Origin of the sequence: Spongiactinospora gelatinilytica (assembly GCF_003236385.1) — a bacterium.
In the GTDB taxonomy this organism is placed as follows: Bacteria; Actinomycetota; Actinomycetes; order Streptosporangiales; family Streptosporangiaceae; genus Spongiactinospora; species Spongiactinospora gelatinilytica.
Map to the genome: position 1 here is coordinate 1 of NZ_POUA01000120.1, position 18,924 is coordinate 18,924.

General features: G+C 71.5%; 16 protein-coding genes. 4 read left to right on the forward strand and 12 right to left on the reverse strand.

Features of this window, described 5'->3' with window-relative positions; genetic code table 11:
* The 6 genes from C1I98_RS16835 to C1I98_RS16860 form a co-directional block, all read right to left on the reverse strand.
* The coding region (locus tag C1I98_RS16835) for a thymidine phosphorylase (protein ID WP_111168402.1) at positions 1-1,219 on the reverse strand (1,219 nt) is incomplete at its 3' end.
* A gap of 1 nt (position 1,220) precedes the next feature.
* The gene (locus tag C1I98_RS16840) at positions 1,221-1,628 is read right to left on the reverse strand and encodes a cytidine deaminase (protein ID WP_111168414.1); all 408 of its coding nucleotides are present in this window, start codon (positions 1,626-1,628) and stop codon (positions 1,221-1,223) included.
* Positions 1,629-1,639: 11 nt separating this feature from the next.
* Positions 1,640-2,941 carry an ABC transporter permease gene (locus C1I98_RS16845; protein WP_111168403.1) on the reverse strand — a complete coding sequence of 434 codons (1,302 nt, stop codon included), beginning with the start codon at positions 2,939-2,941 and terminating at the stop codon, positions 1,640-1,642.
* Entirely contained in the window at positions 2,938-4,077 is a 1,140-nt protein-coding gene (locus C1I98_RS16850) for an ABC transporter permease (protein WP_233507925.1), read from the reverse strand. Before C1I98_RS16850 ends, C1I98_RS16845 begins: the two co-directional genes overlap by 4 nt.
* Positions 4,074-5,630 (reverse strand): ABC transporter ATP-binding protein, encoded by a 1,557-nt coding sequence (locus C1I98_RS16855; protein WP_111168415.1) that lies wholly within the window; start codon positions 5,628-5,630, stop codon positions 4,074-4,076. The genes C1I98_RS16850 and C1I98_RS16855 overlap by 4 nt, the downstream gene beginning before the upstream one ends.
* A gap of 136 nt (positions 5,631-5,766) precedes the next feature.
* Positions 5,767-6,837: a BMP family lipoprotein gene (locus tag C1I98_RS16860; RefSeq protein WP_111168404.1), complete on the reverse strand. Its 1,071-nt coding sequence runs from the start codon at positions 6,835-6,837 to the stop codon at positions 5,767-5,769.
* Between the two features lie 254 nt (positions 6,838-7,091).
* On the opposite strand from C1I98_RS16860, the gene C1I98_RS16865 reads away from it, so the two are divergent.
* Positions 7,092-8,957, forward strand: a complete 1,866-nt coding sequence (locus C1I98_RS16865) for a Xaa-Pro dipeptidyl-peptidase (RefSeq protein WP_111168405.1) — start codon at positions 7,092-7,094, stop codon at positions 8,955-8,957.
* Positions 8,958-8,966: 9 nt separating this feature from the next.
* Here the strand turns inward: C1I98_RS16865 and C1I98_RS16870 are convergent, their stop codons facing one another.
* A complete protein-coding gene (locus C1I98_RS16870; RefSeq protein WP_111168406.1) occupies positions 8,967-10,205 on the reverse strand; it encodes an amidohydrolase in 1,239 nt (412 codons plus the stop codon).
* A 442-nt stretch (positions 10,206-10,647) separates the two neighbouring features.
* Here C1I98_RS16870 and C1I98_RS16875 point away from each other — a divergent pair, with 442 nt between their 5' ends.
* Complete coding sequence (locus tag C1I98_RS16875; protein WP_233507926.1) at positions 10,648-12,009, forward strand: peptide ligase PGM1-related protein; 1,362 nt, start codon at positions 10,648-10,650, stop codon at positions 12,007-12,009.
* Here the strand turns inward: C1I98_RS16875 and C1I98_RS16880 are convergent.
* Positions 11,978-12,217, reverse strand: a complete 240-nt coding sequence (locus tag C1I98_RS16880; RefSeq protein WP_233507927.1) for an SCO4848 family membrane protein — start codon at positions 12,215-12,217, stop codon at positions 11,978-11,980. The genes C1I98_RS16875 and C1I98_RS16880 overlap by 32 nt on opposite strands.
* 60 nt (positions 12,218-12,277) lie before the next feature.
* Here C1I98_RS16880 and C1I98_RS16885 point away from each other — a divergent pair, with 60 nt between their 5' ends.
* Entirely contained in the window at positions 12,278-13,498 is a 1,221-nt protein-coding gene (locus C1I98_RS16885; protein ID WP_111168408.1) for a D-alanyl-D-alanine carboxypeptidase family protein, read from the forward strand.
* 15 nt (positions 13,499-13,513) lie between these two features.
* Here C1I98_RS16885 and C1I98_RS16890 read toward each other — a convergent pair whose 3' ends face one another.
* From C1I98_RS16890 to C1I98_RS16900, 3 genes are read right to left on the reverse strand one after another with little or no spacing between them, the layout of a single operon-like run.
* Positions 13,514-14,473 (reverse strand): YihY/virulence factor BrkB family protein, encoded by a 960-nt coding sequence (locus C1I98_RS16890; protein ID WP_111168409.1) that lies wholly within the window; start codon positions 14,471-14,473, stop codon positions 13,514-13,516.
* A gap of 57 nt (positions 14,474-14,530) precedes the next feature.
* On the reverse strand, positions 14,531-15,535 hold the full coding sequence (gene trpS / locus C1I98_RS16895; protein WP_111168410.1) for a tryptophan--tRNA ligase: 1,005 nt from the start codon (positions 15,533-15,535) through the stop codon (positions 14,531-14,533).
* Positions 15,536-15,549: 14 nt separating this feature from the next.
* Positions 15,550-16,911, reverse strand: a complete 1,362-nt coding sequence (locus C1I98_RS16900) for a hemolysin family protein (RefSeq protein WP_111168411.1) — start codon at positions 16,909-16,911, stop codon at positions 15,550-15,552.
* Positions 16,912-17,067: 156 nt separating this feature from the next.
* Between C1I98_RS16900 and galE the strand changes: the two genes are divergently transcribed.
* Positions 17,068-18,036 (forward strand): UDP-glucose 4-epimerase GalE, encoded by a 969-nt coding sequence (galE, locus tag C1I98_RS16905; protein WP_111168412.1) that lies wholly within the window; start codon positions 17,068-17,070, stop codon positions 18,034-18,036.
* 10 nt (positions 18,037-18,046) lie between these two features.
* Here galE and C1I98_RS41465 read toward each other — a convergent pair.
* Positions 18,047-18,924 (reverse strand): DUF11 domain-containing protein (locus C1I98_RS41465; protein ID WP_233507928.1); only part of this gene is annotated, 878 nt, incomplete at its 5' end.

Genomic DNA, 18,924 nt, shown 5'->3' on the forward strand with positions numbered 1-18,924 from the left:
GGTAGGCGGTGTGTAGGGCCTCGGTGGCGCGGGGGAAGCGGGACGGGTCGTCCGCGTGCAGGGTCATCAGCGGGCCGCCCGCGTGTACCGTGTCGCCCGGCTTGGCGTGCAGGACGATCCCCGCGCCGTGCGACACCGGGTCCTCCCTGCGTTCCCGGCCCGCGCCGAGGCGCCAGGCGGCCAGCCCCACCGCGTACGCGTCGAGGCGGGACAGCACCCCCGAGGCCGGGGCGGTGATGGTGTGGGTCTCGGCGGCGGTGGGCAGCGGGGCGTCCGGGTCGCCGCCCTGGGCGGTGATCATGCGCCGCCAGGCGTCCATGGCCGAGCCGCCCTTCAGCTCGTCCGCCGGATCCTTGCCGCCACGCGCGCCCGACGCGGACAGCATTTCGCGGGCTAGGCGTACGGTCAGTTCCACCACGTCGGCCGGACCGCCGCCCGACAGGACCTCGATGGCCTCGGCGACCTCCAGGGCGTTGCCCACCGCGTGCCCCAGCGGCCGGTCCATGGCCGTGAGCAGGGCCACCGTGCGCACGCCCGCGTCCGCGCCCAGTTCGACCATCGTGCGGGCGAGTTCGGCGGCGCGCTCAGGGGTCTTCATGAACGCCCCCGAGCCGACCTTCACGTCCAGCACCAGCGCCCCGGTGCCCTCGGCGATCTTCTTGGACATGATGGACGACGCGATCAGCGGGATCGACTCGACGGTGCCGGTCACGTCGCGCAGCGCGTAGAGGCGGTGGTCGGCGGGAACCAGGCCGCTGCCGGCCGCGCAGACCACCGCGCCCGCCTCCCGCAGGACGCCCAGCATCTCCGCCCCCGACAGCGACGCCCGCCACCCCGGGATCGACTCCAGCTTGTCCAGGGTGCCGCCGGTGTGGCCGAGCCCGCGCCCGGAAAGCTGCGGTACGTACGCCCCGCACGCCGCGACCAGCGGCGCGAGCGGCAGGGTGATCTTGTCGCCCACCCCGCCCGTGGAGTGCTTGTCGGTGGTGGGCCGGTCGAGCGCGGACCAGTCCATCCGCTCCCCGGACTCGATCATCGCGCGGGTCCAGTCGGCGATCTCCCGCCGGCCCATGCCGTTCAGCAGGATGGCCATGGCCAGCGCCGACATCTGCTCCTCGGCGACCACGCCCCGCGTGTAGGCGTCGATCACCCAGTCGATCTGCGCGGTGGAGAGTTCGCCGCCGTCCCGTTTGGTGGTGATGACCTCGATGGCGTCCACGTCAGGCCCCCCGGTTCAGGTCGCCGGGGCCGAAGGGGGACGGCAGCAGCTCCGCCATCGGCTTGGGCCCGGCGGTGGTGTCCACGAGCAGGTCGCCGCCCCCGTGCTCGTAGAGCAACTGGCGGCAGCGCCCGCACGGCATCAGCAGCTCACCGTGACCGGCCACGCAGGTGAACGCGACGAGCCGGCCACCGCCCGTGGCGTGCAGGGCGGACACCAGCCCGCACTCGGCGCACAGGCTGAGGCCGTAGGAGGCGTTCTCGACGTTGCAGCCGGTCACGATCCTGCCGTCGGCGACCAGGCCGGCCGCGCCCACGGGGAACTTGGAGTACGGCGCGTACGCCCGTCCCATCGCCTCGACGGCCGCCTCCCGCAGCGCCGCCCAATCCACCACATCCACCACGTCCATCACGGCCAACGTCAGCGTTCCTCTCCCCTGCGGTAACGCAGGCCGTCCGCCTTGGGCATCCGCAGCCGCTGCGCGGCCACCGAGAGCACCAGCAGCGTCAGTACGTGCGGCGTGATGAACACGAACTCGTTGGGCAGCGTCTCCACGGTCAGCCAGAGCCAGAAGAAGATCGCCGCGCCGAGCGCGCTCACCGCCACGACCGTATACGAACGCGAGCCCCCGGACGGCACCTGCGCCGTGAGGTCGCGGCGGATGCGCAGCGCCGCGTAGCAGAGCAGCAGCAGCGCGCCGAACAGGAACAGCCCGGTGACCGACTGCGAGCTGCGCAGTTGCAGGCCGTCGGCGTAGCCGAACAGTGAGGCGCCGCCGGCCAGCATCCCGGGCCGCCAGTTGCCGAAGATCATCGCGGCCAGGCCGATGAAGCCGCGCCCGTTCGTCTGACCCTCGACGTACTTGGTGGTGACGAAGACGAGGAACACCCCGCCCAGCCCGGCCAGCGCCCCGGAGATGATCACCGCGATGTACTTGGTCCGGTACACCCGCACCCCGAGCGAGTCGGCCGCGTGCGGGTTCTCGCCGCAGGCGCGCAGCCGCAGCCCGAACGGCGTGTGCCAGAGCACCAGGTAGGAGATCGGAACCAGCGCCACGGCCAGGATGATCAGTACGCCCACGTCCCGGGTGAGGCCGCCGAGCACGCCCGCGAGGTCGGACAGCACGAACCAGTGCGTGTCCTCCAGTCTCTTCAGCCAGTCGGGGCCGTCCGACAGCAGCGGCAGGCTGAAGTCGGGGGTCTGCCCGCGCATGGTGGGCGAGGTCGTGGTGCCGCCGCCGAGTTCGGCCGCCGCGCTGTCGTCACGGTAGAGGACCTCGGACAGGAAGCGGGTGACGCCCGGCCCCAGCACGTTGATCGCCACGCCGCTGACGATGTGGTCCACGCCGAAGGTCACCGTGGCCACGGCGTGGACCAGGCCGCCGATCGCGCCGCCCAGAAGGCCCGCGGCCAGGGCGGCGACCGGGCCGTAGAGGTAGCCGGCGTAGCCGGCGCACCAGGTGCCGAGCACCATCATGCCCTCAAGGCCGATGTTGACCACCCCGGCGCGTTCGGCCCACAGCCCGCCGAGCCCGGCCAGGCCGATCGGTACGGCATAGCCGAGGGCGGCGGCGAAGGTGCCGGAGGAGGTCAGGTCGTTGTCGCCGGTCAGCATCCTGACCAGGGAGAGCAGCACGATCAGCAGGGCGATGCCGAGCAGCGTCAGGTGGTAGCGGCGCACCCGGCGGGCGCCCACGCTCGCCACGGAGGCGGTCGCGGTCATGCCGCGGCCCCCGCGGGCACCTCGCCGAGCCGGGCGGCGGCTCTGCGTTCCTCCCAGCGCAGCACGATCCGCCGGGTGACCTCGTTGACGATGACGACCATCAGCACGATCGTTCCCTGGATGATCTCGACGACGGCGGGCGGGATCCCGTCGAACTGGAGCGGCGTGCCCGCCCGGTCCAAGAACCCGAACAGCAGGGCGGCCAGCGCGATGCCGACCGGCTTGTTGCGGCCGAGGAGCGCCACCGCGATGCCGAGGAATCCGAGCCCGGCGGTGAAGCTGGTGCCGTAGTTGTGGTTACGGCCCATGATCTCCGGCAGGCCGATGAGCCCGGCGACCATGCCGGACAGCACCATGGCCGAGATCACCATGCGCCGGGGATCGACACCGGAGGCCACCGCGGCGTCGCTGTTCATGCCGCTGGCCTTGACCTCGAAGCCGAACCTGGTGCGTTCGAGCAGCAGCCAGATCACCAGGCCGGCCACCAGCGCGACCCCGATGAAGCCGTAGAGCCCGGCGCCGCGCGGGGCGGGCAGGCCGAACATGGTGATCAGGAAGTTCGCGTCGGGGAAGTGGCCGGAGGGCGGCAGTTCCGGTGTCGCGGTGGCGAGCCGGCCCGCTTCGCGCCGGCCGCTGAACGGCCCGCGCACCAGGTAGGCGGCGAGGCCGATGGCGACGAAGTTGAGCATGATCGTGGAGATCACCTCGTTGACCCCGCGATACACCTTGAGCAGCGCGGGGACGAGCGCGTAGAGGCCGCCGGCCGCCATCGCGACCACGATGATCACAGTGAGGTGGATCGGCGCCGGCAGCAGTACCTGGCCGCCGACGAAGGCCGACACCAGGGCGGCCATCCGGTACTGGCCCTCGACGCCGATGTTGAAGAGGTTCATCCGGAAGCCGACGGCCACCGCCAGCCCGGCGATGAACAGCGCCACCGACCGGTTGATCCAATAGGTGACGCTGTCCACCTGGTCGATCGGCCGCACGCCGAAGTCGAACATGGCCGCGATCGCGGCGAAGGGGTCGGCCCCGGCCACGCGGATCGCGATGCTGGAGACGGCGAAGGCGATCAGTACGGCCACCACCACGCCTGCCGCGGTGATCAGCGTCCGCCGCAGTGCCGCCCCGATCACGACGCCCCCGCCTCGTCAGGCTCGGCGGCGGCGCCGGTCATGTGCGAGCCGAGCCGTTCGGGGGTGAGGTCGCCGGGGTCGAGCCGGGCGACCAGGCGGCCCCGCAGGATGACGTGCAAGGTGTCGGACAGGCCGATCAGCTCCTCCAGGTCGGCCGAGATCAGCAGTACGGCGAGCCCGGCCGCGCGCGCGTCGCGCAGGTGGTCCCAGATGACGGCCTGCGCCCCGATGTCGACCCCTCGGGTGGGATGGGCGGCGATGAGCAGTTTGGGCTCCCCGCTCATCTCCCGCCCGACGATGAGCTTCTGCTGGTTGCCCCCGGACAGGGCCAGGGCGAGGGTGTCCACGCCGGGCGCGCGCACGTCGTACTTCTCCGCGATCCGCGCCGTGTCCTCCCGGGCCGCCTTGCGGTCGATCCAGATGCCCTTGCGGGCCGGCCGCACGGTCTGGTGGCCGAGCACGCGGTTCTCCCACAGCGACGCCTCAAGCAGCAGCCCCTGGCGGTGTCGGTCCTCGGGGATGTAGCCGATGCCGGCCTCCCTGCGCCGGCGGGTCGGCCAGCCGCCCATGTCGACGCCGTCGAGCGTGATGGCGCCGGTGGCGTGCCGGATGCCCATGATGGCCTCGATCAGCTCGGACTGGCCGTTGCCCTCCACTCCGGCCAGGCCGACGATCTCGCCCCGGTGGATCTCGAAGGAGACGTCGTCCAGGAGGCGGCGGCGGTCCGGCTGGTCGAGGGTCAGCCCGGAGACCTTCAGCAGCACCGTGTCGGTGACCGTCGACTCGCGGGTCTCGGGAGTGGGCAGCTCGCTGCCGATCATCAGTTCGGCGAGCCGCCCGGCCGTGACCTCGCCGGGCGTGACGCTGGCCACGGTGGTGCCGCGTCGAATCACCGTGATCGCGTCGGCGACCCGCAGCACCTCGTCCAGCTTGTGCGAGATGAAGATCACGGTGAGCCCTTCGGCCACCAGTTCGCGCAGGTTGCCGAACAGCTCCTCGACCTCCTGCGGCACCAGCACCGCCGTGGGCTCGTCGAGGATGAGGATGCGCGCGCCCCGATAGAGGACCTTGAGGATCTCCACCCGCTGGCGGTCGCCGACGCCGAGGTCTTCCACCAGGCGGTCGGGATCGACGCGCAGGCCGTGGGCACCGGACAGTGCGGTGATCCGGGCGCGGGCGGCCTTGCGGTCCAGCCGGCCGGCCTTGGCCGGCTCCGCGCCGAGGATGATGTTCTCCAGCACGGTGAAGTTGTCGGCCAGCATGAAGTGCTGGTGGACCATGCCGATGCCGGCCGCGATGGCGTCGGCCGGGGTGCGGAAGTCGGCGACCTCGCCGTTGATCCGGATGCTGCCCTTGTCGGGGCGCTGCATGCCGTAGAGGATCTTCATCAGGGTGGACTTGCCCGCGCCGTTCTCGCCCACGATGGCGTGGACGGTGCCGGGCGCCACCGTCACCTCGACGTCGTGGTTGGCCACGACGCCGGGAAAGCGCTTGGTGATGCCCGCGAGTTCGACCGCGGGGGGCCGCGTCGGGGCCAGGGTGTCGGTCACGATGCCATCTCCAGGGCAGGTGCGAACGCTCCCCAGGGGACGGGGTAGCGCGAGGCCCGGGGAGCGGAGCACACCGGCCCGCGCCCCGGGCCCTCGGTCGCCTTCCCGCTCGGAATACCCGATTCCGGCGGGAACGATCTCACGGCTTGTCCGGAACCTTGATCTCGCCGCTGATGATCTTCTTCTTCGCCTCGTCCACCTTGTCCTGCACGTCGGAGATGTGGTCGCCCGTGGTGGCGAGGCCGACGCCCTCCAGCTTGAGGTCGTAGGAGATGGTCTTGCCGCCCTTGGCGCCGCCCTGGGCCGACTTGACGAACTCGAAGACGCCGTTGTCCACCCGCTTGATCATCGAGGTCATGATGATCTTCTGGAGGGCGGCGTCCTTGACGGTCTGGGCCTGGTCGGAGTCGACGCCGATGGCCCACTTGCCCGCGCCGGCCGCCGCGGCGGCCTGGAAGACGCCGAGCCCGGAGTCGCCCGCGGCGTGGTAGACGATGTCCGCGCCGTCCTCGAACATCTTCTCTGCGGCGGTTTTGCCCTTGTCAGGGGCCTTGAATCCCTTGAAGTCGCCGTCCGGGGTGAGATACTTACTGTCGATCTTGATGTCCGGCTTGGTGTCCTTCGCGCCCTTGACGAAGCCCGCCTCGAACTTCCGGATCAGGTCGCTTTCCACGCCGCCGACGAAGCCGAGGTGCCCGCTCTTGGACTTCAGCGCCGCGGCCACGCCCGCGAGATAGGAGCCCTCGTGCTCGGCGAAGGTCAGCCCGGTGACGTTGGGGCCGCTGGAGGGGGCGTCCACGATCGCGAACTGCACGTCGGGGTATTCCTTGGCGACGGTCTCCACGTCGCCGGCGTAGGCGAAGCCGACCCCGATGATCGGGTTGAAACCGGCGCCCGCGAGCCGGCGGAGGAGTTCGCCGCGGTTGGAGCCGTCGCCCACCGGGCTGAGGTCCTTGACCTCGGCCTTCAGCTCGTCCTTGGCGCGCATGAGACCCGCGTACGCAGAATCGTTAAAGGACTTGTCCCCCCGGCCGCCGATGTCGAACGCGAGCCCGACCTTGAGATCGGACGTCGCGGCCCCCGAGCCGGACGCGCCGGTGTTCGCGGCATCGCCACCGCCCCCGCCACCGCCGCCACAGGCGGAAATGGCGAGAAGCAGGGCACCGGCCAGCGCACCCAGGGCCGGCTTGCCGAATCTGATGCGGAGCAAGGTCGTTCCTCCAAATTCCCCGCCGTCCGTTCGTCGCGCGTGCGACGCCGCGCACGGCGACCCTGCCCGGACCATAGTTGCTCACACGCACAGGTAATAGCGGTGAACAGCAACGAAACCGCTCCGTTATCGACCTCAGGCGCGACTGTGACCAGACAGCTCGGCGGGGATCTTGCCAGCGCCCTGATCATGCAGGACATTCCACACGTAAGCCTCGCGACACACTCGCGACGACCTCATCCAGAGGAGCACCCATGCGTGGCTGGAAGGCACTGACCGTACCGCTGGCCCTGTTACTCCTGGGGGCCGCGCCGCCCCCCGCGCACGCCGGCACCCCGGCGATCAAGGTCGAGAACGGGGCGACCCAACCGGTCTTCTCCCGCGCCGACGCCATCACCCAGACCGTCTACGTCGAGGTCGCCGGCGTGGACAGTGACGCCGACGGCCGGGCGGACCGGGTCGCGGTGGACATCATGCGGCCCAAGGAGACCGAGCAGGGGCTGAAGGTGCCCGTCATCATGGAGGCGAGCCCCTACTACGCCCCGCTCAACAACATCCCCAACCACAATGTGGACATCGACGAGGAGAACCAGGACGCCGCCGGGCTGATCGCGCGCAACCGGGCCGACCTGCTCGACAGCATCGGCGCGACGCGGGCCGTGGCGTTCGACGGTTACTACGACAACTACTTCGTCCCACGCGGGTACGCCATCGCCCTTGTGGAGAACGTCGGCAGCGGCCGGGCCACCGGCTGCCCGACCACCGGCGACCGCAACGAGACGCTCGGTCCCAAGGCCGCGATCGACTGGCTGAACGGCCGGGCCCGCGGCTTCGACGCGAACGGCGAGTCGGTCCGCGCCACCTGGTCCACCGGAGCCGTCGGCATGATCGGCGTCTCCTACAACGGCACGCTGCCCAACGCGGTCGCCTCGACCGGCGTGCCCGGCCTGAAGACGATCGTGCCGATCGCCGCGATCTCCTCCTGGTACGACTACTACCGCGCCAACGGCGGCGTGCTGGCCCCCGGCGGCTTCCAGGGCGAGGACGCCGACGTCCTGGCCAGGACGGTACTGACCAGAGCGGACGGCCAGCAGGCGTGCGGGGCGCTGATGGACCGCATCGAGGCCGACCAGGATCGGGTCACCGGCGACTACAGCCGCTTCTGGGACGCCCGCAACTACCTCAACGACGTGCGCAAGGTCCGGGCCAGCGTGTTCCTGGTCCACGGGCTGAACGACTGGAACGTCAAGACCAAGCACGCCGCCCAGTGGTGGGACGCGCTGGCCGAGCGCGGTGTGCCGCGCAAGATCTGGCTGACCCAGGGCGCGCACACCAACCCGTTCAGCTTCCGCACCGAGGAGTGGCTGCGCCAGTTGCACTCCTGGTTCGATCACTGGCTGCACGGAGTCCGGAACGGGATCATGCGGGAGCCGCAGGCCGACGTGGAGTACGCGGCGGGGCAGTGGGGACGGCACGCGTCCTGGCCGCTGCCGGGCACCCGCCCGGTGACGATCCCGCTCAAGCCGGCGCGGGCCGCCGAGTCGTTCGTGGACCAGAAGACCCGCACGGCCGAACAGCTCGCCGCCGATCCGGACGCGGCCGACCCCAACCGGCTGGCCTACGCGACCCCGGTGCTGCGCAGGGACGTGCGGCTGTCCGGGACGCCGACGATCAAGGTCAGGGCGGCGCTGGACGGCGGGCGCTCGCCGTACCTGACGGCGCTGCTGGTGGACTATGGCACCGACGTGCGGGCCACGGGTGCACTGCGCACGACGGGGCAGCAGTACTGCTACGGCGAGAGCGTCCCCGGCGACATCGGGTGCCTGATCACCCGTGAGCACGTCACGGTGGAGGCGCCGTTCAAGATCGTCAGCCGGGGCTGGCTCGACGTGCGCAACCGCCACCGCCCCGACCGCACCGATCCGGTACGGCCGGGCAGGGCGCACGACTTCCGGTGGGACTTCCAGGCCCAGGACCACATCTTCAAGGCCGGTCACCGGATCGGCGTGGTGCTGTTGTCCACCGACCGCGACTACACCCTGCGCTATCCGGCGGGGACGCGGGTCACGGTGTGGCCGGGCAAGAGCACGGTCACGCTGCCGGTGACCGGGAGGTTCTGAGCACCGGGCTCAGGCCCGGACGGCCTCGGCGACCTGCGGCCCGCCGCCGGGAAGACCGCCCTCCCACAGCGCGGTGAGGGCGGTCGCGGCCATGAACCGCACGCCGAGGCCGATGCAGCTCTCGTCCACGTCGAAGGTGCCCTGGTGGATGTCCCGGCGGACGGCGGTGCCCGGCTCGCGCACACCGAGCCGGGCGTACGCGCCGGGGGCCGACTCCAGGTACCAGCCGAAGTCTTCGCCGCCGAGGCTCTGCTCGGTCGGGACCACAGAGCCCCGGCCGAGCGCCTGCTCGGCCGCCTCGCGCAGCAGCTTCACGCTGTCCTCGTCGTTGACCACCGGGGGGACGCCGCGGATGTAGTCAAGCTCGGTCTCGATGCCGTACAGGCCCGCCACCGGCTCCAGCAGCGCCTTGATCAGGTCGGGCGCGGTGTGCCAGGCGGCCTCGTCCAGGCAGCGCACGGTGCCCTCGGCTACGCCGTCGTCGGGGATCGCGTTGGCCACCGATCCGGCCGCGACCCGTCCCCAGACCAGGCTGAGCGAGGAGCGCGGATCGACCCGCCGGGACAGCGCGGCGGGCAGCTCGGTGAGGATCTTGGCCAGGCCGAACACCAGGTCGGCGGTGAGGTGCGGGCGGGCGGTGTGGCCGCCGGGGCCCTTGACCCTGATCTTCACCTTGTCGCAGGCCGAGGTGATCGCGCCGGCCCGCAGGCCGACGTGCCCGACGTCGACCCTGGGGTCGCAGTGCAGGCCGAAGATCCGGCCGACGCCGGTCAGGCCGCCCGCGGCCAGCACCTCCAGCGCGCCGCCGGGCAGCTCCTCGGCGGGCTGGAAGATCATCCGTACCCGCCCGGGCAGCAGCCCCGCCGCCGCCTGCCCGGCCAGGAACAGCGCGGTGCCCAGCAGGATCGTGGTGTGCACGTCGTGCCCGCAGGCGTGGCACACCCCGGCCACGGTGGAGCGGTAGGGGACGTCCTTCTCGTCGGCGAGCGCCAAGGCGTCGATGTCGGCGCGCAGCGCGACGGTCGGCCCGTCGCCGTCGCCGACCTCGCAGATCAGCCCGGTCCCCTTGGGGAGCACGGCGGGCACCAGCCCGGCCTCGCTCAGCCGGGCCGCTATCCGCTCGGTGGTGCGGTATTCGGCGAACGCCAACTCCGGGTGCATGTGCAGGTCGCGCCGGAGGTCGATGAGCCCTGGCTCAGCCTGGGCGAGGAACGCGTCGAGTTCCCCTCGCAGGTCCCGTCCCCGCATCGGTCACCGTCCTATTTCCACGCGGCGTCGTCGGGAAGGACGCCGCGATACAAATCAATTTCCAGTGGTCCGCCGGTTTCGATCACCCGGCCGCCGCCCCGTGAACCTGCCCGCCCGGCCCTCCAGAAAACGAATGCCGACGTGCGCGCAGGTGATGACTCGACTGTATCCCCCCATGGTGGCTCTCCGTGAGGATCCCCACCGAACCACCCGAACGAACCACGTCCCATAGCCCTTCCCCACTACTCCGGCACCCGTTCCGCACCGTCCTAAACTCCCGCCGACCTCCTGATTACGGTCACCTTCTGGTGCGGTTGATCGCACCTCGTCGGCTCATGGCACTTGGAGAAATGCATGCTTAACTCCGCTTGTGATGGCGAATATCCCTTTCGCGGAGAAGCATGCGCGGCTCAGCATCTTCCGACCCGGCGAAGGGACCTTGGTGGTCGTGCCCTCCCTGTCCCTCCCCCAGGACGAGTTACGCGGCATCACCGGGATCACCTCCTACGAGGAACGCCTGCTCTTCCTGCTGCTGACCCTCCGGCGGCCCGGGGTGCGCGTGGTGTACCTGTCCTCCCGGCCGGTGGACGAGGAGATCGTCGAGTACTACCTGGGGTTCCTGGAGGACCCGGCGAGAGCCCGCGCCCGGCTGCACATGATCAGTACCGGCGAGCCCGGCGCGCAGCCACTGACCAGGACCGTCGTCGGGAGGAGCGACCTGGTCGGGCGGCTGCGCGAGATCGTCGGCCCCGGCGCGGACGCCTGGCTGGTGCCGTTCGCGGTGAGCGAGTACGAGGAGCGGCTGGCCGACATGCTGGGCCTGCCCGTGTACGGGCCGCCCGCGAAGCTGGCCCACCTCGGCTCCAAGAGCGGCGGGCGGGCGATCGGCGCGCAGGCCGGGGTGCCGATGGCGCGCGGCGCGGGCGACCTGTACTCGCTGCCGGACGCCGAGCGGGCCGCCCGCGCGCTCCGGGCGGGCGACCGGCTGATCGTCAAGCTCAACGACGGTTACTCCGGGCTCGGCAACGCGGTGGTGGCCGGCACGCCGGGCATGGCCCTCACCGAGTCGCCGACCGTCTTCTCCGCCGCCGGGGAGACCTGGGAGAGCTTCGCCCGCAAGATCTCCGAGCGGGGCGCGGTGATCGAGGAGTTCATCGAGCACCGGCCGATGTACCACCCCAGCGCGCTGGCCCAGATCACCCCGGACGGCCGTTTCGACGTGGTGGCCACCCACGACCAGGTGTTCGGCGGCGCGAACTCCGACGTCTACCAGGGCTGCACCTTCCCGGCCCGCGACCTCTACCGGCGGCAGGTCGGCGAGTGCGCCCGCCGGGTCGCGCGGGTGCTGGCCGAGCGCGGCGTGGTGGGCCTGCTCGGGATGGACTTCTTCGCGCTGAAGACCGACGGCGGGTACGGCGCGCTGCTGTGCGAGATCAACCTGAGGTTCGGCGGCACCACGCACCCCTTCGGCGCGGCGCTGCTCACCACCGGGGCCTCCTACGACCCCGGGGCCGGGACGCTGGTGGCCGGAGGGCGGCCGAAGTACTACGTGGCGACGGACAACTGCTCCTCGCCCTGGTTGCGGGGCCGCTCGGCGGGCGAGGTGGTCGCGATGCTGGAGCGGGCCGGGCTGGGGTTCGACCGGGCCGGCCGTACCGGGAACGTGCTGCACCTGCTCGGCGCGGTACCCGAGCACGGCAAGCTCGGCTTCACCAGCATCGGCGACTCCCGGGAGCAGGCCGAGGAGCTGTTCCGGGCCACCATCGGACTGCTCACCGGCGGCGCAGCGCCCGCCAGCCGATGACGCCCAGAGCCAGCGCGATGAGGATGTTGACGCCGATCAGGATGCCGTGGACCACATAGAATGCGGTGGCGTGGCCGTCCGCGAGGTTGAAGCCAAGATTGATCCACTCAAAGATCATGAAAGCGGCAACCACCAGGAGAAATGCGGCGATCCTTCGTGACATTTGCATGTGCTCAGTATCAAGCGTGGCGTACACCAGGTAGTCCACCGGACGCACTGGGAAGTGATGTCACATGCAATTCCGCGCAGAAGATACGCTGGGCTCAATATGCGGACAGATCACCTGAAATCAGCCGCCGCACTGCTGGTCACGGCGATCCTGGCCACGACCGTCCAGAGCGGCGTGGCCACGGCGACCACCGCTTACCAGAGACCGGGTCCGCAGGCCGTACCCGCGACCGCCGAGCCCGAGCCGGAGGCCGGTGCGGCCGGGGCCGCCCAGCCGGTCGGCGGGCGGCTACTCGGCGGGCGCGGCATCGTGCTGCCCGAGTCGCTGCCGCCCGGCCTCGCGCCCCCGCCCAAGAGCAAGGCCAGCGCCTATGTGGTCGCCGACGCGACCACCGGTCAGGTCCTCGCCGCCAAGGACCCGCACGGGCACTACCGCCCGGCGAGCACGCTGAAGACCCTCACCGCGCTCACGCTGATCCCCAAATTGGACAAGGACGCCAGGATCAAGCCCAGCCGCAATGCCTGTAACCAGGAGGGCAGCGCGGTCGGCCTGCACGTCAAGGGCAGCTACCGGGTCGAGGACCTGTTCCTGGCGCTGATGATGTCCTCGGGCAACGACGCGGCGATGGCGCTCGCCGAGGCCAATGGGAGCCTCGGCGAGACCATGGCCGAGATGAACTCCGTGGCCCGCCGCCTCCAGGCGCGCGACACCGTGGCCAAGACGCCGAGCGGGCTGGACCAGCCCGGCCAGCGCAGCTCCGCCTACGACCTGGCGCTGATCGCCCGCGCCGGGCTGGCCAACGCCGACTTCCGCAGGTACGTGAGCACGCGGACCGCCGACTTCCCCGCCCCCAAGGGCAAGCACTACGAGATCTCCAACCACAACCGGCTGCTCGGCAAGTACCGGGGCATGATCGGAATCAAGAACGGCTGGACCACCAAGGCCCAGGGCAGCTTCGTCGGGGCCGCCCGGCGCGGCGCGCACACGATCATCGTCGTGGTCATGCGGCACGAGGGGTCGTTCTGGGAGGAGGTGGGCGAACTGCTGGACTGGGGGTTCGCCGCGCGCGGCAAGGTGACCCCGGTCGGGGAACTGGTCGAGCCGCTGCCGGAGGTGGTGCCCACCAAGCCGGTGGACGCGCGGGCCGGGGCCCCGGGGCCGCAGACGCCCGCCGCCGCGCCCGTGGCCGCCCCCAAGGGACGCCAGGACACGACCATGCTGGTGGTGATCGGGGTGGGCCTGATCGGCGGGCTGGCCTGGGTGCTGTACGGGCTGGAGCGCCGCGCCAGGGGACGTCGCCGGGCCCGCCGTTCAGGCTGAGCCAGAGCCCGCCGTTCAGGCCGAGGAAGTACGGCGGGCGGTGGTGTTGGAGGGCACGGGGGTCGGTTCGGGCGGCGGGCCCATCTGGGCCGTCGCCGTCCACGCCGCGGCGTACAGGACGATCCGGCCGGACAGGTTGATCCACACCAGCAGCCCGACGACGACCGCGAACGTGCCGTAGACCGGGTTGCGCAGCGTGCTCGCCAGCACCAGCGTGGCGACCTGCTTGAGCAGCCCGAACGCGACCGCGCCGAGCAGTGAGCCGCGCAGCAGCACCCCGAGCGGCTGGGACGCCTCGGCCAGCCAGCCGAGCACCACCAAGAAGACCAGCATGTCAGCGGCCACGCTCACCACCACACCGGCCACCCACACCCCGGCGTGCCCGGCCGGCGAATGGGCCAGGCCCGTCCAGTCCGCCACCGTCGCGGTGGCCCCGGTGGCCGCGCCGCCGACGCCCACCGAGATCAGCAGCGTCGCCCCGACCAGCGCGAGCGCCACCAGGTCGCGCAGCTTGGCCAGGAAGAAGTTGAGCGGGGGCCGGGTGGTCAGCCAGACCTCGCGCAGCGCCTCGCGAAGCGCGTCCACCGCGCCGAGCCCGGAATAGAGCAGGCCCAGCAGACCGATGATCCCCGCGCCGACCCGGGCCTGGCTGACGTCCTGGAGGCTGAGCTGCCCGGCCAGGCCGGGCAACTGCTCCTCGATGGCCCGCTGGAGCGTGTGCTGGGCGTTCGGGCTGACCGTCACGACGTACCCGAGCAGCGCGAACGCCAGCGCGATGAGCGGGAAGAAGGACAGGAAGGCGAAGTAGGTCACCGCGCCCGCCAGCCGGTCGGCCGAGGTGACCTGGTAGCGCTGCACGGTGCGGATCAGGTGGTCGAGCCACGCCCACCTGACCCTGAAGCGCCGCAGCGCCCCGCTCCCACGCTCCCGCACCGCCGCCACGCGCGCCGACACGCGCTCTACCAGACCGCCCATGACCAGGCCCTACCCACCCCGCACGAGGTCAGGCGCAAGGTCGGTGACAAGAGCGCGTCAGGCGCGGGGCAGGAACCCGATGCGGTCGCGGACCGTGGCCATCGTGCCGCGGGCCACCGCGCCCGCGCGCTCGGCCCCGATGGCCAGCAGCCGGTCCAGCTCGGCCTCGTTGGCCAGCAGCTTCTCGGTGCGCTCGCGGATCGGCGAGAACGCCTCCACCACGGCCTCCGCCACGTCCTTCTTGAAGGTGCCGTAGCCCTGCCCGGCGTAGCGGGCCTCCAGCTCGGGGATGGGCGTGCCGGTCAGCGCCGACTGGATGCGCAGCAGGTTGGTGACGCCCGGCTTGTTGTCGTCGTCGGCCAGCACGTCGGTGCCGGTGTCGGTCACCGCCCGCATGACCTTCTTGCGCAGCGTGCCCGGGGCCTCCAGCACGTCGAGGATGCCCTGGGGGCTGGAGGAGGACTTGGACATCTTCGCCGTCGGGTCCTGGAGGTCGGTGATCTTCTCGACCTCCTTGAGGATGTGCGGCTGGGGCAGCGTGAACGTCTCGCCGAACCGGTGGTTGAACCGCTGGCCGAGGTCGCGGGTCAACTCCAGGTGCTGCTTCTGGTCGGCCCCCACCGGAACGCGGTCGGCCTGGTAGAGCAGGATGTCGGCGGCCTGGAGGATCGGGTACGTGAACAGCCCGACGCTGGCCGCGCTCTCGCCCTGTTTGGCCGACTTGTCCTTGAACTGGGTCATCCGCCCGGCCTCGCCCATGCCGGTCAGGCAGTTGAGCACCCAGGCCAGCTCGGCGTGCTCGGGAACGTGGCTCTGCACGAACACCGTGCAGCGCTCCGGGTCGAGCCCGGCGGCCAGCAACTGGGCGGCGGCCACGCGCGAACGGCGGCGCAGCTCGGCCGGGTCGTGCGGGACGGTGATCGCGTGCAGGTCCACGACGCAGTAGAACGCGTCATAGGTCTCCTGCATGGTCACCCACTGACGGACCGCACCCAGGTAGTTGCCCAGGTGGAAGGAGTCTGCCGTGGGCTGGATGCCGGAGAGTACGCGAGGACGTGCCATAGCCCCCGATTCTGTCAGTTCTCCGTGCCTTCCTGCGACTCGACAGGCCCCGCCTCCCCCTCCTGCGCGGGCGGCGGCGGCTCGGGCCCGGCCATCAGGCGGCGGGTGATGCGGACCCTCGCCACCCGCCTGCCGTCCATCTCGGTGACGGCGAGCTGGAACCCCAGGAAGTCGACCACGTCGCCGTGCTCGGGCACGTGCCCGAGCGCCGCCATCATGAACCCGCCCAGCGTCTCGTACGGCCCGCGCGGCAGCCGGATGCCGGTCTCCTCGGCGACGTCGTCGAGGTTGGCCAGGCCGTCCATCTCGATCTCCCCGGCGGGCAGCCGCACTGCCTGGTCGTCCTCGACGTCGTACTCGTCCCTGATGTCGCCGATCAGCTCCTCGACCAGGTCTTCGAGGGTGACGATGCCGGCCGTGCCGCCGTACTCGTCCACGACCATGGCCAGGTGGTGACCCTCGTCGCGCATCTCCGACAGCGTGGGCAGCACCCGCTTGGTGGCCGGGACCATCTTGACCGGCCGGATCGCCACCAGATCACTGATCGGCTCGGTACGGCCGGTGAGCACCGGATCGAGCAGGTCCCTGACGTGGACGAACCCCAGCACGTTGTCATAGGACTCGCGAAAGACCGGAAAGCGGGAGTGCGGCATCGTGGCGGCCAGCACGGCGGCCTCGGCCAGCGTGGTGTCCGCCGACATGAACTCCACCTCGGTGCGCGGCCGCATCACCTCGCGAAGCTGCCGCTTGCCCGCCGCGAAGACCTCCACGATGAGCTGCCGCTCGTCCTGGGGTAGTTCCTGGTGCCCGGCCACGATGTCGCGCAGTTCCTCGGTGCTCATCGCCTCCCGGTCGGTCTCGGGGTTGCCGCCGAGCAGCCGGACCACCAGGTCCGTGGACTTCGACAGCAGCCAGATCACCGGCCGGGACAGCACCGCCAGCCGGTCCAGCACCGGGGCCACCAGCAGCGACAGGCCCTCGGCGCGTTGCAGCGCGAGCCTCTTGGGGGCCAGTTCGCCCAGCACCAGGGAAACGTAGGAGATGGCCAGCGTGACCAGGACGAGCGCGAGCGGCGGGGCGATCCCGCCGGGCACCCCCCAGCCGGCGACCACCGGCACCAGCTCCGAGGCCAGCGTGTCGGCCCCGAACGCGGCCGAGAGCATGGTGGCCACGGTCACGCCGATCTGCACGGCGGACAGGAACCGGTTGGGGTCGTTGGCCAGCCTGGCGACCCTCGCGCCGCGCCGGCCCTTCTCACTGATCTTGCTGATCTGGCTCTCCCGGAGGGAGACGAGCGCGATCTCCGCACCGGCGAAGAAGCCGCCGGTGAGGATGAAGACCAGCACCAACGCGATGTTGGCGACGACATTGTTCACGCGGGCATCCGGTTCCGCACGGGCCGATAGTGGCAGTGAGGTGTCAGCGTACCCGGACGCTTCGGGCCAGGCCGAGAACGAAAGCGCGTATGCTGGGCACACCAGCCGTACAAACTCAAACAGATTCCACCACAATCCGACATACGGGAGCACGTAGTGAAGCTGCTGGTCACCGGCGGAGCGGGATATATCGGAAGCGTCGTCGCCGCCCAGCTCTTGGAGGCGGGCCACGAAGTGGTCGTGCTCGACGACCTGTCCACCGGCCACGCCGACGCCGTGCCCGCGGGGGCCGGGTTCGTCGAGGGGTCGATCACCGACGCGGGGGCGGTGCTGCGCGGGGCGGGCTTCGACGGCGTGGTCCACTTCGCGGCCAAGTCGCTGGTCGGCGAGTCGGTGGAAAACCCCGGGCTGTACTGGGAGTCCAACCTCGGCGGCACGCTCGCGCTGCTTGAGGCCATGCGGGTCGCGGGCGTCCGGCGCATTGTGTTCTCCTCAACCGCCGCGACGTACGGCGAGCCGGAGCGCACCCCGATGCGCGAGACCGACCCCACCCGCCCGACCAACCCCTACGGCGCCACCAAGCTGGCCGTGGACACCACCCTCACGGTCTACGCGCGCCTGCACGGCCTCGGTGCGACCAGCCTGCGCTACTTCAACGTCGCCGGCGCCTACACCGCCCCGGACGGCCGCGTCTACCGCGAGCGCCACTCCCCCGAGACGCATCTCATCCCCAACGTCCTGGCCGTCGCCCTCGGCAGGCGCGACTCCCTCAGCCTGTTCGGGGACGACTACCCGACGCCGGACGGCACGTGCATCCGCGACTACATCCACGTCGCCGACCTGGCCCATGCCCACCTGCTCGCGCTGGACGCCTGCCAGGAGGGCCGGCACGCCATCTACAACCTGGGCAGCGGCACCGGCTTTTCCAACCTGGAGGTCATCACCGCCTGCCGCGAGGTCACCGGCCATCCCATCCCGGTCACGCCGGCCCCGCGCCGCCCTGGCGACCCGGCCGTGCTCGTCGCCTCCGCGGAGCGCATCCAGGACGAGCTCGGCTGGAAGCCGGACCGCCCTGACCTGCACACGATGGTCTCCGACGCCTGGTCCGCGCTGACCTCGGCCTGAACGGGGCCGCTCAGGTGAGCGGGACGCGCAGGCGGGCCTTGCCGTTGTCCGGCCTGCGGTCGCCGAGCACGGCGGAGTAGACCATCGCGGCGGCCGTCATCGGCCTGGCGTGCCGGGCGTTCGCGGCGGGCGCGAAGACCATGAGCACCCGCGTGCCGCCGCCCACCGGCACGGCGTGCAGCCGGCAGCCCACGTATCCGGCGTGCGCCCCGCACCTGGCCCCTTCGGAGGCGACCAGCCGGGCTCCGCGCACCCGGACGAAAAGCTGCCCGTCGCGCACGGCCTGCGGCCCGTGGTTCATCACCACCGCGCGTACCCTGGCCCCGGGCGCCCGCCGCCCCGGCGTGGCGACCGGCGCGCGGCGCGATCCGCGGGCGTACGACCGCGCGGGCCGGCCGCCCAGCCTGGTCAGGCGCACCGCGAGGTCGGCGCCCTCGCCGACCCGGTTGACCGCCTCGGCGGTGTTGTCGGCGGCGTCGCCGTCCACGGCCTGCGACCCGATGGTGGCCACCGCGCGCAGCGCGCCCCTGGCGTCCGCCGGGACCTGCCCGACCACGCTGAGCGTGCCGTGCCCGCCCTTCAGCACGTCGGCCCCCGAGGAGCAGACGATCTCACTCGCCCGACCGGCCGTGCCGGGCTTGCACTCGGCGACGTCCACGCTGAGCACTTTGACCCCTTCCGGCAGCCGGACCCGCAGCTCCGGGCGTACGGCGGGACCGGGGCCCGCGTTGCCGACGTCGATCCGGTAGCCCAGTGGGCGGCCCGGCTGGGCGACCTTCGGGTAGGAGGTCATCCGCACGGAAAGATCTGCCCCGGCGGGCTGCGGTGCGGCGGCGGGCGGCTCGGCGGGCGGTGGAGTGGCGGCCGGCGTCGCGCCCGGCTCGGCGG

Coding starts and splice junctions, on each gene's coding strand:
- C1I98_RS16890 (WP_111168409.1), bottom strand. CDS start 14,473: ATGGGCGGTCTGGTAGAGCGCGTGTCGGCGCGCGTGGCGGCGGTGCGG.
- C1I98_RS16870 (WP_111168406.1), bottom strand. CDS start 10,205: ATGCGGGGACGGGACCTGCGAGGGGAACTCGACGCGTTCCTCGCCCAG.
- C1I98_RS16885 (WP_111168408.1), top strand. CDS start 12,278: ATGCGGACAGATCACCTGAAATCAGCCGCCGCACTGCTGGTCACGGCG.
- C1I98_RS16845 (WP_111168403.1), bottom strand. CDS start 2,941: ATGACCGCGACCGCCTCCGTGGCGAGCGTGGGCGCCCGCCGGGTGCGC.
- C1I98_RS16865 (WP_111168405.1), top strand. CDS start 7,092: ATGCGTGGCTGGAAGGCACTGACCGTACCGCTGGCCCTGTTACTCCTG.
- trpS (WP_111168410.1), bottom strand. CDS start 15,535: ATGGCACGTCCTCGCGTACTCTCCGGCATCCAGCCCACGGCAGACTCC.
- C1I98_RS16840 (WP_111168414.1), bottom strand. CDS start 1,628: ATGGACGTGGTGGATGTGGTGGATTGGGCGGCGCTGCGGGAGGCGGCC.